Source organism: Cupriavidus sp. DF5525 (assembly GCF_040149425.2).
GTDB classification, from domain to species: domain Bacteria; phylum Pseudomonadota; class Gammaproteobacteria; order Burkholderiales; family Burkholderiaceae; genus Cupriavidus; species Cupriavidus pickettii_A.
In genome coordinates, this window is the sequence record NZ_CP168265.1 from 1750587 (window position 1) to 1765461 (window position 14875).

The 14875-nt window shown below is 66.7% G+C and carries 8 protein-coding genes and 4 pseudogenes; 8 read left to right on the plus strand and 4 right to left on the minus strand.

The genetic code is table 11. The annotated features are described in order from the left end of the window. The first annotated feature begins 12 nt into the window (after positions 1–12). From ABNX08_RS08260 to ABNX08_RS08280, 5 genes are all read left to right on the plus strand, one after another. The gene (locus tag ABNX08_RS08260; protein ID WP_349604527.1) at positions 13–1722 is read left to right on the plus strand and encodes a GMC family oxidoreductase; all 1710 of its coding nucleotides are present in this window, start codon (positions 13–15) and stop codon (positions 1720–1722) included. Next, a complete protein-coding gene (locus ABNX08_RS08265; RefSeq protein WP_022534718.1) occupies positions 1719–2876 on the plus strand; it encodes a polysaccharide biosynthesis/export family protein in 1158 nt (385 codons plus the stop codon). The genes ABNX08_RS08260 and ABNX08_RS08265 overlap by 4 nt, the downstream gene beginning before the upstream one ends. Before the next feature lie 112 nt (positions 2877–2988). After that, complete coding sequence (locus ABNX08_RS08270; protein WP_022534719.1) at positions 2989–3786, plus strand: Crp/Fnr family transcriptional regulator; 798 nt, start codon at positions 2989–2991, stop codon at positions 3784–3786. Then, complete coding sequence (locus ABNX08_RS08275; RefSeq protein WP_022534720.1) at positions 3783–6146, plus strand: polysaccharide biosynthesis tyrosine autokinase; 2364 nt, start codon at positions 3783–3785, stop codon at positions 6144–6146. Before ABNX08_RS08270 ends, ABNX08_RS08275 begins: the two co-directional genes overlap by 4 nt. After that, positions 6143–6535 carry a hypothetical protein gene (locus tag ABNX08_RS08280; protein ID WP_022534721.1) on the plus strand — a complete coding sequence of 131 codons (393 nt, stop codon included), beginning with the start codon at positions 6143–6145 and terminating at the stop codon, positions 6533–6535. The genes ABNX08_RS08275 and ABNX08_RS08280 overlap by 4 nt, the downstream gene beginning before the upstream one ends. A 72-nt stretch (positions 6536–6607) precedes the next feature. Here the strand turns inward: ABNX08_RS08280 and ABNX08_RS08285 are convergent. Then, positions 6608–7466: pseudogene (locus ABNX08_RS08285) on the minus strand (tyrosine-type recombinase/integrase); the annotation flags it as partial. Between the two features lie 150 nt (positions 7467–7616). Here ABNX08_RS08285 and ABNX08_RS08290 point away from each other — a divergent pair. Then, positions 7617–8568 (plus strand): annotated as a pseudogene (locus ABNX08_RS08290) (ISKra4 family transposase); the annotation flags it as partial. Positions 8569–8958: 390 nt separating this feature from the next. Here ABNX08_RS08290 and ABNX08_RS08295 read toward each other — a convergent pair. Both ABNX08_RS08295 and ABNX08_RS08300 read right to left on the minus strand, forming a co-directional pair. After that, positions 8959–9376 (minus strand): annotated as a pseudogene (locus ABNX08_RS08295) (tyrosine-type recombinase/integrase); the annotation flags it as partial. Next, positions 9376–9662, minus strand: a pseudogene (locus ABNX08_RS08300) (ISKra4 family transposase); the annotation flags it as partial. The pseudogenes ABNX08_RS08295 and ABNX08_RS08300, both read right to left, overlap by 1 nt. 506 nt (positions 9663–10168) lie before the next feature. On the opposite strand from ABNX08_RS08300, the gene ABNX08_RS08305 reads away from it, so the two are divergent. After that, positions 10169–12127, plus strand: coding sequence for a cytochrome-c peroxidase (locus ABNX08_RS08305; RefSeq protein WP_022534724.1), 1959 nt, complete (start codon positions 10169–10171; stop codon positions 12125–12127). A gap of 280 nt (positions 12128–12407) precedes the next feature. Continuing rightward, a complete protein-coding gene (locus tag ABNX08_RS08310; RefSeq protein ID WP_022534726.1) occupies positions 12408–13145 on the plus strand; it encodes an amino acid ABC transporter ATP-binding protein in 738 nt (245 codons plus the stop codon). A 183-nt stretch (positions 13146–13328) separates the two neighbouring features. Here the strand turns inward: ABNX08_RS08310 and ABNX08_RS08315 are convergent, their stop codons facing one another. Beyond that, on the minus strand, positions 13329–14852 hold the full coding sequence (locus ABNX08_RS08315) for an NAD(P)/FAD-dependent oxidoreductase (RefSeq protein WP_022534727.1): 1524 nt from the start codon (positions 14850–14852) through the stop codon (positions 13329–13331). Between the last annotated feature and the right edge of the window lie 23 nt (positions 14853–14875).

The window sequence follows — 14875 nt, forward strand, 5'->3', positions numbered from 1 at the left end:
GGGAGCGACGCTATGTTTGTCGATGCAAGGCAAGTCGAACAAAACACGACAATACGCACCACGGTGTGCATCGTGGGCGCGGGGGTGGCGGGCATCACGCTGGCGCTGCAGATGCAGCGCATGGGCATCGATGCCTGCGTGCTGGAAAGCGGCGGCTACAAGCCGGACGAAGACACGCGGGACCTGTACCGGGGCGAAAACGCAGGGCTGCCCTATACCTTCGCCGACGGCTGCCGCAGCCGCTACCTGGGCGGCAGCAGCAACTGCTGGGGCGGCTGGTGCCGGCCGCTGGACCCCTGGGACCTGGAGCGCCGCGACTGGGTGCCGCACAGCGGCTGGCCGTTCGGGCTGGACGAGCTCAGGCCTTACTACGCGCGCACCCATGAGCTGCTGCGGCTGGGGCCGGACAACTTCGAGCCGGCGTGGTGGGAGCAGGCCATCGGCCGCGCCGACGTGAAGCGCCTGCCGCTCAGTGGCCACAGCATCCGCGACACCATCTCGCAATTCAGCCCGCCGGCTCGCTTCGGCAAGCTGTACCGCGAGATGCTTGCCGCCGCCTCGCGGGTCAAGGTGTTCCTCTACGCCAACGTGACCGCCATCGAGACCGATGCCGGCGCCGGCGCGGTCACTCACTTGTCGGTGGCGACGCTCAGCGGCAAGCGCTTCCGCGTGGTGGCGCAGCGCTTCGTGCTGGCCGCCGGCGGCATCGAGAACGCACGGCTGATGCTGGCCTCGAACCGCACCAGCCAGGCGGGGCTGGGCAATGCCCACGACCTGGTCGGGCGCTACTTCATGGACCATCCGCGGCTGATTTCGGGTTGGGTGCATTTCAGCAAGGCGTGGTCGCGCAACAAGCTCTACGACATCAAGTACCACTACCAGAACCCCGCGGTCAGCGCGCATGGCACGCGCATCTCTTCGCAGTTCGCGCTGCGCCCGGAAGTGCTGGCGCGCGAGCGGCTGCTCAATGCGCGGGTCTGGTTCTTCTCGATGTTCTACGGCGAGGGCAGCGCCGGCGCCGAGGCGCTGATCCGCGCCAAGCAGGCGATGCTGCGCAAGGACCAGCCGGGCTACCGGCTCGGCCGCGACCTGCTGACCATGGCCACGCACCCGGTCGATACCGTCGGCTTCGGCCTGACGCGGCTGCTGCAGCCGCGCGCGCTGATCGCGGGCGTGCGCATGCAGGCTATCGTCGAGGCCGCGCCCGATCCCGACAGCCGCGTGACACTGTCGGCGCAGCGCGACCGGCTCGGCATGCCGCGCGTGCGCGTCGACTGGCGGGTCGGCAGCCTGGTGCAGCGCACGTTCGACCGCACCTTTGCGCTGCTGGCTGAAGAACTGGAGCGCACCGGCGTGGCCCGCGTCACGCTCGACCCGCCCACCGAAGGGCAGCCGTGGCCGACTTCGCTGGAAGGGACCTGGCACCACATGGGCACCACGCGCATGCATGACTCGCCCAGGCAGGGCGTGGTCGACCGCAACTGCCGCGTGCACGGCATCGGCAACCTGTATGTGGCCGGCAGCTCGGTGTTCCCGACCGTGGGCGCCAACTTTCCGACCATCACCATTGCCGCGCTGGCGCTGCGGCTGAGCGAGCACCTGGCGCGCACGCTGGACGACACCGCGCGCGCGGCCGGCGTGGCGCCGGCAGCGAACGCGCAGGCGCACGCCGAAGCGCAGGCGGTGGCGGCGCCGGATGCATTCGAAGGAGAACCCTCATGAGCTATCGGATCGTGATCGCAGGCTTGCTCGCGGGCGCGCTGTCGGCGTGCTCGTGGGCGCCGGGTCCGGCGCTGGACGGTAGCCGGCTGGACGACAACCTGCGGGCCAAGACCGGCACGCAGACTTACCCGGTGCGGCTCGTCACCGCCGAGGTGATCCGCGCCCAGATCGATGCCGTGCTGGCATCGAACAGCCAGGTATCGCCGGCGCGCGGCGCGGACCTGCGCACCAGCATCGAACGCTACGAGTACCTGGTGGGCCCGCAGGACGTGCTGGGCGTGACGGTGCTGTTCAATCCGCAGCTCAGTTCGACCGCGCCGGCCGCGCCCGCCGCCGCCCAGATGCTGCCGACCGAGGCGGCGCAGCCGCAGGTGCCGCTGGACCAGAACGGTTTTCGCGTCTCGCGCAACGGTGAGCTGTACTATCCGCCGGTGGGCGTGCTCAAGGTCGGCGGGCGCAGCATCGAGGACGTGCGCAGGATGATCTCGCGCGGGCTGGAGCGCGACCTGCGCGATCCCCGCGTGGACGTGCGCGTGATCGCCTACCGGCACGGGCGCGTCGACGTGACCGGGATGGTGCGCAACCCCGGCTCGATCCCGGTCACAGATGTGCCGCTGACCATGATCAACGCGGTCGCGCGCACCGGCGGCACCATGCCCGAGGCCGATGTGCAGAAGGTGCGGCTGACACGCGGCAACGATGTCTATGAACTGGACCTCGAAGCCCTGATCGACCGCCGCAACGGCTACAGCGACTTCCTGCTGCAGGCGGGCGACATCGTCAACGTGCCCGACCGGCTCGGCAGCCGCATCTTCATCCTGGGCGAAGTGGTCAAGCCAACCTCGCTGCTGATGAACCGCGGCCGCCTGACGCTGGCCGATGCGCTGGCCGGCGTCAATAGCATCGACGTGCGCTATGCCGACCCGCGCCAGGTCTTCATCATCCGCGGCATGCGCGACAGCCCGACCACGCCTGAGGTGTTCCGCCTCGACATGAGCCAGGTCGATGCGCTGCTGCTGTCGACGCAGTTCCGGCTCGAGCCGCTCGACGTGGTCTATGTCGGCACCTCGGATGCGGTGCGCTTCAACCGCGTGCTGGAGCAGATCACGCCGACCATCCAGACGCTGTTCTTCACCAAGGAGCTGTCGCGCTGACTGACTGGCAGGACCGGAACAACAAAACCGCGGGCGCGCGCAGGAAGCATGCAGAACGCGCGCAGCGCCGCGGATCGAGGAAATCATCGTCGCAGCAGAACGGGGAGCCGACATGGAGAGCCAATTTTCGCGGCCGGAGTTCAACTACGTGCTGGCCGCGCTGTTGCAGGAAGACTGCTATCCGCTGGCGCAGCAGCTTGAGCTGGTCAGGCTGCGCGCCGGCCAGATGCTGAGCGAAATGGGCCAGCGCATCCACCACGTGCATTTCCCGACGACGGCGGTGGTGTCGATGCTGGCCGTGTCCGAGTCCGGCGCGGCCATCGAGGTGGCGGTGGCGGGCAAGGAGGGGCTGATCGGCATGCCGGTCCTGACCGGCGGCGATTCCATGCCTTATCGGGTGGAAGTGCGTTGCACCGGGCTGGCCTACCGCATCCCGGCCACGGCGATGCGCGATGCGTTCATGCAATCCGCCGCGATACGCAGTGCCAGCCTGCTTTATGTTCAGGCGCTGCTGACGCAGGTGGCGCAGGTCGCGGTCTGCAACCGGCATCACTCGCTGCACGATCAGGTGTGCCGCTGGCTGCTGCTGACGCTGGAGCGCATGCATTCGCGCGAGTTGCTGATCACGCAGCAAGGCATCGCCGACCGGCTTGGCGTGCGGCGCGAGGGCGTGGCCGCGGCCATCGGCCGCATGCAGGACCTCGGGCTGCTCCTGACCAGCCGCGGCCGCATCGCGTTGCTCGACCGTCCCAGGCTGGAAGCGATGGGCTGCGAATGCTACCGCGTGATCAAGCGCGAATACGCCCGCTTGCTGCCGCCCCCGGCTGGGCATGCCGCTGCCTTCGCGGCAGCGGCCGGTCCGCGGCCATGCCATGCCGATCACGGCGTCCCGCTGAGGAGTTGCGTATGAACGCCCATGTCCATGACGCGCACGCCGGCATGCCGTCAACACGCGGCCAGGCGCCGCTGCGCGAGCATGCCGGCTGGATCGCGCTTGCCACGGTGGCGGCCGCGCTGGCCGGTGCGCTCTACGCGTGGTCGCTGCCGCCGCGCTACCAGGCCGACGTGCTGATCGGCGCGCCACGCGGCGAGCCGATGCCGTGGCAGGCACAGCGGCCGGGCGGGCCGGGCGGGCAGAATGCAACGGTGCTCGATACCGGCGTGCTTGCCAGCCGGACGGTGCTGGCGCCGGTAGTGCATGAGCACGGGCTCGATCTCGAAGCGGCGCCGCGGCATGTGCCGCTGCTCGCCACGCTGTGGTCTTGGCTCGTGCAGCCAGGCGGCGACGGGCTGCTGCCGGCGCCGCTGCCGATATTGGCGGCATACGGCTGGGGCGGCGAGCGCGTGGCCGTCGACACGCTGGCGGTGCCCCAGGCGCTGGTCGACCACCCGCTGCGCCTGGTGGCGCTGGGCGGCCAGCGTTTCCGGCTGGAGACGCCCGGCGGGCAAGCGCTGCTGGAGGGCGAGGCGGGTACGCCGGCGCACGGCCGCGAGGTCTCGCTGCGGCTGTCCGCGCTGGTGGCGCGCCCCGGCACTCAGTTCACGCTGGTGCGGCGCGACAGCGCCGCGGCGGTGGCTGCGCTCGCCGGTGCCCTGCGCATCGAGCCGGCGCGCCCGGCCACGTGGCAGCCCGGCGAACCATTCGGCGACGCGATCCGCATCGGCTGGCGCGACACCGATCCGCAACGCGCCAGTGCCGTGGTCAACGCAATCGCCGCTTCGTACGCCCACACGCTGGCGCAGCAACGCCAGGAGCAGGCCGGGCGCACGCTTGACTTCATCACTGGCGAGCTGCCGCGCGTGCGGGCCGAGCTGGAGCTGGCCGAAAGCGCGCTGGCCCGCCACCGTGCGCGCGCGGGCTCATTGCTGCCCAGCCAGGATGCGCAGTCCTACCTGCACGGCAGCATCGAATACCAGCGGCAGATCTCTTCACTGCGGCTCGACCGCGCGCGGCTGTTGCGGCACTACACGCCGGAGAACCAAGAGGTGCGCGCGATCGACGACCAGATCGAGCAGCTGCGCAACGACCGCCGCAGCCTCGACGGCCGGCTGCAGGGGCTGTCCGAGGCCGAGCGCGACCAGGTCTCGCTGACGCGCGACGTCAAGGTGGCCGAAGACGCCTACATGTCGCTGCGCAGCCAGGCGCAGCGGCTGGCGCTGGCGCGCGCCGACGCCGGCGGCGAGGCACTGCTGCTCGACGCGGCCACGCCGTCGGTGGTCCCCGCGGGGCCGCCGCGCGCGCTGCTTACCGCGGCGGCGGGCGCGGCGGGACTGCTGCTGGCACTCGCCGGGGCCATGCTGCGGGAGCGCCGCGCCGCGCAACTGGCCTCGGCCGGCACCGTCGAAGCCGGGCTGGCGCTGCCGGTGATCTGCGAGGTGATGTTCAGTAGCGAGCAGCGCCAGCTCGGGCAGCGCGCGCGCGCGCCGGGCAGCACGGTGGAGCTGGCTGCCGGCGAGGGCGCGGTCGTGGCGAGGGTGCAGGGCGGTATCAGTGACGCCGGCTGCGCCGGCCATGACCAGTACCTGCTGGCCCGCCAGCATCCGGACGCGCTGGCGGTGGAAGGGCTGCGCATACTGCGCGCCGCCTTGCAGCTCGGCCTGGCGCCGCGCGGCCGGCGCATTGTCGCGCTGACCAGTGCCCGCGCGGGCGAGGGCAAGACCTTTACCGCGGCTAACCTGGCGGTAGTGGCCGCCGATGCCGGCCTGCGCGTGCTGCTGGTCGACGCCGACCTGCGGCGCGGCGCGCTGGTCGGCCACTTCGGCATCGACGGCGGCCCCGGCCTTGCCGATGTGCTGGCCGGCAACGTGAGCCTGCGCGATGCAGCGCGGCGCACCGCGGTGTCCGACCTGTGGCTGTTGGGCGCCGGCACGCTGCCCTCCAACCCCTCCGAGCTGCTCAGCCAGCCGCGCCTGCGCGAGATGCTGGCCGAGGCCGAGTCGCGCTTCGACCTGGTGCTGGTCGACACGCCCCCGGTGCTGGCCGTGGCTGACGCCATGCTGGTCTGCCACCTGGCCGGCGCGACGCTGCTGCTGATGCGCGCGCTGGAAACGCCGCAGGCACTGGCGGCGCAGGCGCTGAGCCAGCTCGGGCGTGGCGGGGCGGTGGTGGTCGGCGGCGTCATCAACGGCGTGTCGCCGCGCCATGACAAGGCGCGACTGGCCGATACGCGCGCGCTGCTGCGCGGCAGCGCCGGCCGCCCGCATGTGCCGGCGCTGCCTGTCTGGCAGAACAGCGGTCGCGTCGTGGAGTTGGAGGGAAAGCGTCGATGAGACATCGCCTGGCGTGGTGCGCCACTGGCTTGCTGGTGCTGGTGCTGCTAGTCGGCACGCAAATCCCCGGACGCATGCGAGACCTGCTCGAGCGCGGCCTGCACGCGCCGTTTCCGCTGTCGTCGCTGGCGCATTTCCTGCTGTTTATCGGCATGGCTTGGCTGTTGGCCTCGCGACCGATCGCCTGGCCGGTGCGGCATAGCGGCGCCGCGCTGCTTTGCCTGGCGCTGCTGACCGAGGGGCTGCAGGTCTTTGCCGTCAACCGCCATCCGCGCTGGCTCGATGTCGGCATCGACATGGCGGGCTTCCTGGTTGGCTCGCTGATCGTGGTGTGGATGGGGGGGCGGCGTGTGTTGCCTTCCGGCGCCGGCTCGGAGCCCGCGGGCTGAAGCGGTGTGTGCCGCGCACGTCGGATGCAATGGCTCCGCCACTTTGTCAGAGTGGTCGGCGTACGTTCCGAATCAGGGGGTTTCCTTGATGGAGGCGCTCCAGCCGATTCGATGCCGATCCTGCGTGGCCTCGTGCCGGGCATCCTCTTCGCTGTGCAGGTAGGCACTGGTGGTAGCAATCGAGGCATGCCCAAAGTTGTCCCGCACAAAACGCAGGTCGACCTGCTGGTCGGTCATGTGTGAGCCGGCGGTGTGGCGCAGCCAGTGGGCCGAGGCGCTGGCCAGCACTGCGGCCTGACCCTCCCACTCGGACCCGCGCGCCCGCAGGCGCCTGGCCGCCATGCCGAATACTTCCCTCAAAATCAGGTGCAGCGCCCCGCGCGACAGGGGCTTGTCGCGCCCCGTCTCACGGCCGATGATGGGTAGCACCAGGGGGCGCGTCTCCCCAGGCTGCGGGGTAGGCGCCAGGCCGTGGGCGCGGCGGTAGCGCGCCAGTTCGGCGATCAGCTCGTCGGAGGCCGGCACCAGCCGACTCTTGTTGCCCTTGCCGGTGACCTCCATCCACCAGCGCTCCACACCCGAGCCGTCGCGCCGACAGAAGAACGCCCCCATGGGGGTGCCCGTCACCTCGGCGGCCCGCAGCCCGCCCAGGTAGAGCACCGTCAGCACCCAGCGGCAGCGCGCGGCATGCAGACGCTCGCGCTCGGTGTCCACCCGCATCGCCTCGACGGTTTCCTTGACGGTCGCCCACAGCTCGTGACTCAGGTAGCGCGTGATCCGTGGCCGGCTGGGGGCGCGTCGGCGCCGGGCCAGCGCGAGCGTTGCCGGCCAGGTAGCCGGCTTCGGTCAGCCAGGCGAAGAGCGCGTTCAGGATCACCATCGCGTGGCGCACGCTGGCGGGCGACAGCGGCCCCGCAAACGGGCGCCAGTCGTAGAACAAAGCCATTCTGTCACTCCGGAATCTGGCTGGAACCCGCGTCGTATATAGAAGTCCAGCCGGTGAGTGGGACGTTAAAAACCTTGGGGTTCGAAGGGCAGGGCACCTAGGATTCCGGCAAATCGCGTCCGCCGGAGACCCAAAATGAAAATCACCATCCGCGCTGAGGTCACCACGGATTATGGCGAAATCGCCACATTTGAGGTCTGCAAGATTGACCGCCCTTATCGCGAACTTGAACCGGCGAAAGTCGGCCTGTCGCTGGCTGAAGGGAAAGACGTACTGCACGAGCTGCAGAAGATAATGGTGGCAATGCAGGCTGAAGAAGTCTGCATGCTGCGACGATTTTGCACTCGCTGTCACAGTTTCCTCGACCTCAAAGATCGACGGATTCGCAAGGTAGACACAGTTTTTGGTACCGTGCCGTTTCGCAGTGCTCGGATTATTTGCTGTCCGTGCGGAACACCCCTCCCATTGGAGTTCCCGTATAGCCCAATGACGGAGTACGTCCCGGAGCGGGCGACCAGTGAGTTGCTCGCGCTTGAAGCCAAGCTGTCGGCCCAGATGCCTTATCGGCAGGTCGAAACGGAAAAAGCTGCTCGACGTGTGTTGATTTCACGCATCGACAAACTTCGCTGGTGCTTCTGGCATGCCCAGCTTGAGAAGGCCAAAAATCGGATGCAGGGCATCCTGACGATCTGTCGGGTGATCGTGCCTGAAACGCCTGGCGTTGCCGACAGCCTCGCGCAGCTGGACTACCGGGCCCGAGAGCTTGTTGCATATGTCGATGCGAATGGCGGGGCGACGATCAATTACGGAGCACGACATCGTCAAGACAAGCCCATCTCAACTGCGCGGGCCGAATCTGCGGTCAATCAGGTGCTGAACAAACGCATGTGCAAGCGTCAACAAATGCGCTGGTCGCCGAACGGTGTCCATTTGCTTGCCCAGGTCCGTTGTGCCGTGATCAACGGTGACCTCGTCGAGAGACTCGCTAGGTATGAGCCACCAACAGAACCGAGGTCAAGGGAAGTCGTTGAGTTCTTGGAGCAACTCGGGCTCTCGCAGTTTAAACCCCAAGGTTTTTAACGCTCCCGCCGAAAGCCGACTAGGGCACTGAGAAGGCTTTGCCTAGGGCGGACCGGTGGACGGTGTTCCGGGGGGGCTTCGAAATTTTCGTTACCGGCATGTCTGCGAAGTCACGTGGCTAGGCAATTTCGCAGGCGGTGTCTGCGGAATGTGGTCGACGGACCAAGAGGCGCCGCGCCGGAACCTCCTCGAAAGATCAGTGATCGTCGCTTGAGCAAGGCTTGCCCATGCCGTGCGGTTCTGGCCTGCCTTGCTCAAACTCGACAATGCGGCGACCGATTTCCCTGTCGTGGCAGTCATCAGCGCGTCCGGTGGCTTCCAGCGGGGCGACGATGTCGCCGTGGATGCTGCCATAGCCGGCACTGCCCGGAATAGCGCGAACGAGATCTGCGTTGAATCACGGTTCTTCCTTCTTCGGGGGGGCCCAACCGATTCGATGCCGCTCCTGCGTGGCTTCATGGCGGGCATCCTCTTCGCTATGCAGGTAGCCGCTAGTCGTTGACAGCGAGCTATGCCCGAAGTTGTCGCGCACAAAGCGCAGGTCGACCTGCCGATCCGTCATGTGGGAGCCAGCGGTGTGGCGCAGCCAGTGCGCCGAGGCGCTGGCCAGCACCGCTGGCCTGACCCTCCCACTTGGACGCGCGCGCGCAGGCGCGCCGCGGCCATGTCAAATACCTCCTTCAGCACCAGAGCAGCGCCCCGGGTGACAGGGCCTGATCGCGACCCGGCTCACGGCCGATCACCGGCAGCACCAGCGGGCGCGTTTCCTCAGACTGCGGGCTAGGCGGCAGTCCGGGGGCGCGGTAGCGCACCAGTAATAGACCTGACCGAGTGTGGTCTTCAGCTCGGCGCAATGACCATCGTGCAGGCGACGGTGTACGCCGCATGCCTTGCATGCTCTCTGCGACGGGCAAGAGCGATCGAGTTGCTCGACAATAAATTCCCCCGGGATGCAATTGATCAGTGACTTTACTTCGGCCAAGGACAATCCGACGTCCCCGAGGCGTGACTTCCGGCGAGGCGGTGAAACCGCATTACCTTGATCCGCTTGACCGCGATTCCTTCGCCGTCGTCGAACTCGAGAACGATCGTGTCTCGCAGGGCGGCTCCCCGTCTCATTGTTGCGAAGACGATACACCACGGCAGGACCCTTTTTGGTCAGGCAACTGACCTGCTCGACGCTCTGGTGCCTTGGCGTGACCGGCAATGTCTGTGCGGTAGCGCACATAGACGGCTCACGTTGGACCCTGTCGCAGCCAAATATGGTCGGAAGTGGTATCTGCAGGTCCTCCTGCAAGGCAGCAGCCAACGCGTGAGGGGGCCGAGAGCAGTTCTGGCGCGGGGCGATGCCTTGGCGACGGGAACCACGACAACCCCGCTCAAACTCATGTGGTGCAGCGCCTACGGTCCAGGTGGAAGATATGCCCAACAACCCCCACGCTCTTGATACCAACCCCGATCCGACGCAGCCGCGCTCCCGCGCTCATGCGCCCGGGCCCGGTGATTGCCTGCCGTTACGCATCGACGGCGCCCGCTCCTCGTCCCCGGGCGCGGGAAAATTGCGCCGCCAAAGGCAACGCGGTCAGGCACCGCTTAAGGCGATGCTCATGGTCGCCATCCTGATGGCGACACCAGTTCTGATGTGGCGCTTACTGCAGGCGCAAGTGGTAGATCCACTGGCGGGGCTGAAGTCGCTCAAGACCGCTGTGGTTCCCGGTCCGCCTGCCGAAGTTCTCGATCAGTTCGTCAAGGACAAGGCGGCCGCCATCCAGCTCGGCAAGGCGCTGTTCTGGGACATGAAAGTGGGCAGCGACAACAAGACCGCCTGCGCAAGTTGCCACTTCCATGCCGGTGTCGACAACCGCATCACGAACCAGCTCTCTCCAGGCCTGCTGGGCGGCGATAAGACCTTCCAGCTGGGCCGGCCTAACTACACCCTGAAGCCGGAAGACTTTGCGTTCACCAAGCACGTGGACGTGAACCAGGCGCAGCCGCAACTCTCGAACGTCAATGAGGTTTCTGGCTCGCAGGGGGTATTCACCCGCAACTTCGTTGAATTCGGCACGGGCAAGACAGGCGATGTCTGCGCCACGGTTTCCGACGACATCTTCCACGGCGGTACAGGCTTCAACATCAACGGCGTCAACACGCGGCAAGTGACCGGACGCAATACGCCGTCCGTGATCAATGCGGTATTCAATTTCCGCAACTTCTGGGATGGGCGCGCCAACAACATGTACAACGGCGGCGATCCGTTTGGCATGAGGAATCCCAATGCCCTTGTGTGGAAGCACGAGGGTGGCGTGCTCAGGCAAATCCAGGTGGCCATTCCAGGCGCCTCCCTGGCGTCGCAGAGTGACGGGCCGCCCCTGAGCGCGGTCGAGATGAGTTGCGCGGGCCGGTCATTCATGAAGCTCGGCAAGAAGCTGCTTGGCCAGCGGCCGTTGGCCGGCCAGACCATCGCTGCGGACGACAGCGTACTTGGCCCCTTGGAGTTACTGCGCAACAACGATCAGCTACCGACTTACTCTGAGCTGGTCAAGAAGGCATTCCGCCCCGAGTATTGGAACTCACCGACACTGATGCGCATGTCGGCTGCGGATGAGGCGAAAACCGGCTCGATGGATTTGCTGCCCGCCCGCCCGTTCAAGCGCAGCAACGAGAAGTTCGAGGTAAGCCAGATGGAGGCCAACTTCGCGCTCTTCTTCGGCCTCGCGGTTCAGCTTTACGAGTCTACCTTGATTGCCAACGATACGCCGGTCGACCGTTACCTCGACGGCCAGACCGGAGCCTTGAATGAGCAGCAGTTACGCGGCGCCAGGATCTTCACCGGGGCCGGGCGTTGCAGCCGCTGTCACTCGGGTGCTGAACTCACTGCCGCCTCATTCTCCAGCGTGACCGCGCAGCGGCTCAGGCGGATGCCAATGGGAGATGGGCTGGAAGCTGTTTATGACAACGGCTTCTACAACATCGGCGTGCAACCGACCGCAGAGGATCTCGGCGTCGGCGGCATCGATCCGTTCGGCAATCCGTTCTCCGAAACGCGGATGGCGCAGCAGGGCAAGACCCAGTTGCTGGGCAACGGCTTCGATACCACCAAGGAGACGGCAGTCGGCGAGACCCAGCGTGTGGCGGTTGACGGTGCCTTCAAGACACCAAGTCTGCGCAATCTGGAGTTTACCGGCCCGTATTTCCATAACGGCGGAAAATCTACCCTGATGCAGGTGGTGGACTTCTATAACCGTGGCGGGGATTTTGCGGACGTCAACAGGGCGAATCTGGATCGGGGCATTGCGCCGCTCGGCCTGACGGAGTCGGACAAGCAAGACCTGGTGGCTTTCATGCTTGCCCTGAGTGATGACCGCGTGCGCTATCGCAAAGCGCCGTTCGATCACCCCTCGCTCTGCTTCCCCCAGGGGCATAAGGTCAGCTCTTCCGGAGCCTTGCTGCAGGACGGAAGCACCGGGAACGGCGTGGACAACACGGAATGCATTAGCGCGGTGGGAGCGGGGGGCGCGAGCACCGGCCTTAAGCCGTTCCTCAACCTCGATCCGTTCCAGCGTTAGTGGATGAGTCAGCGGCGATTCGCGCAGCGCGGGTCCCGCTGACTCCTTACTGCCCTGGTGCGGTGGCCAACTGGTTGGTCTCGGCCGCCATGATGAAGTCGTTCTCGTTCAGAGCCTTGATCGTCTTGATTTGTCAGGAAATCGTGGCCCGCGCCAACCAAAACTAATATGGGAGTGGCCAAAAGCAGGGGGAAAATCCGTCAGGAAAGGAGTCATTGTCTTGAGACTACCGGAGATCCCCCATGCACATCTCGATCAAATCATGCATTGAAGGGGAGGGGTGTACAATCTCGTCGATGTCGAGGGCCTGCATAAGCAGTATGGCGACAACGAAGTCCTGAAGGGCATCGACTTGCAGATCGGCCGGCGTGAGGTCGTCTGCATCATCGGCCGCAGCGGCTCCGGCAAGAGCACGCTGCTGCGCTGCCTGAACGGGCTCGAGGCTTTCCAGCAAGGCAAGCTGTCGATCGACGGCCAGGTGCTGCGTCACGGCGACGCGAAGGCGATGCGCGATCTGCGACAAAGCGTCGGCATGATTTTCCAGAATTTCAACCTGTTCCCACACCTGACCGCAGGCCAGAACGTGATGCTCGCGCCCACGCTGTTCAAGGACGTGCCGAAGGTGGATGCGCGCCGGCGCGCGCAGGCACTGCTGCAGCGCGTCGGCCTCGGTGCGAAGTTCGACAGCTACCCCGACCAGCTCAGTGGCGGACAGCAGCAGCGCGTGGCGATCGCCCGCGCGCTGGCGATGGACCCGGCCGTGCTGCTCTGCGACGAAGTCACTTCCGCGCTGGACCCGGAGCTGGTGGGAGAGGTGCTGAGTGTGGTCGAGTCTATCGCCGCCGAAGGCATGACGCTGATCATGGTCACGCACGAGATGAACTTTGCGCGCAAGGTCAGCGACCGCATCGTCTTCATGCACCAGGGCAAGGTGCACGAGACCGGCACCCCTGGTCAGGTGTTCGGCGACCCACGGACGCCAGAACTGCGGCAGTTCCTGTCGGCCATGCACGGCTGATTCGCGGCGCAGCTGCCGGAACTGCTAAACACCGGTGTGATCGAAGGCTTTCGTCGTCGAAGTCGAGGCCCGCCGTCTCCGGAGCGCTACGATGAACCAGGTGGCGATCGCCGCGTCGGGCCCCTCGCGGCCCGGACGCACAGCGTGCGTGGGCGACTGGAATGGCTGGCGACGCGAGGCGGTTCAGGCGACGACGGCTTCCCGGCTGCCGATCAAGCTGCGCAACCGCAGCTCCTCCGGCGTAAACTCCGGGCCGCGTATTGCCCCGAATGCCTGAGCGGCTGCCAGCGCCCGGGTCGGCGCGTCGTTCAGGCGGTCTGGGCCTTGCAAGCGGAACGAGACCGGCGACAGGGGGCCGAACAACAGCGCGCGTTCGAGCTCGGACCAGCGCGCCAGATCGGGCTCCACGCCGATCTGGCGCGCCAGCGAAACCGCAAGATCATGTAGCACTGGCTGCTGCCCGCGCTGCCGCATCGCCCGGGACGCTGCCAGCCCCTGCGCCATCTGGGTCGGCGACGGCATGGGTGTCAGGCCGGCCAGCGTGTAGGCAATCCAACGGGCCTGCAGTTCGAGCACCGGCAGATAGGGGCCGACCAGGTTGTAGAGGCCGACGAAGGCCAGTCCCCGGAGGTCCGGATGAAAGGTATGGGCGTGCAAGTCTAGCCCCCTGCCGTCGTAGTTCAGCGTCCGTGCAATGTCTGGCGCCAGCCACGGCACCGACAGTCCATAGCCGGTCCCGAAGAGAATCGCATCGGGCGTCGCGACAGTGCCGTCGGTAAAGCGCACGGTGCCTCCTTCGATGCGGTCGATCCAGGGGCGCACGGTAACCCGGCCTTCGGCCACAGCCGGCAGGAAACCCTGTGACTGGGAGATGCCCGCCGCGAATACATTGGCATCGGGCACCGGCGCCCCAAACTGGTCGGGCGCGCCGCCGGCCCGAAGCGCGGCCGCCTTCAGACCCTCCGCTAGCGCCTCGGCCGGAAGCACCTCGCCTGCCAGCGCTGCAGCGCGGTGGAACAGCACATGTTCGGCCGGCACGCCTGCAATCAGCTTAGGGACAATATAACGCTGGCGGCGGTAGGCTGCTGTGACGTTTGCTCCGCCAAAAGCGAGATCAGAGGCGATTTCCAGGGCGCTGATCGAACAGCCGGCCACCAGCACAGAACGGCCTCGGTAAGGCTCAGCACCCTTGTAACGCGCGGTATGTGCGATGCCGAGCGCGCCGGTAAAGTTCGCCATGCTAGGAATGTCAGGCAGAAGCGGCACGGCTTGCGCGCCCGTGGCCACGATCACTTGGCTGAAGCTCTCTTCGTGCATTCTGCCCGCACTGCGCGAACGTAGCCGCCAGCAGCTGCCCTCCGCGGCCTCGAGGTGCTCGACACGCGTGCCGAAGCGGATGCAGCGCAGTAAATCGAAGCGGGCTGCATAGCGCTCCAGGTAGGCAAGCATCTGGTCCTGGCGCGGATACGTCGCGACATCTTCGCCATGCTCCAGGTCGGAGAAGGCCGACATGACTCGGCTGGTGTTTGTGCGCATCCCGGGCCAGGTCGCGCTGGCCGCGCTGCACGAGTTCCATTGACCGCCGAGCCGGTCGCCGGCCTCGAGCAGGATCGGCTCGAAGCCGTGCTGCAGCAGCCAGCGAGCCGAGACCAAGCCGCCCGGGCCGGCGCCGATGATGGCAACCTGCCTGCCTTTCGGATGTTGCATGGTGGGACTATCCTTTTGTGGAT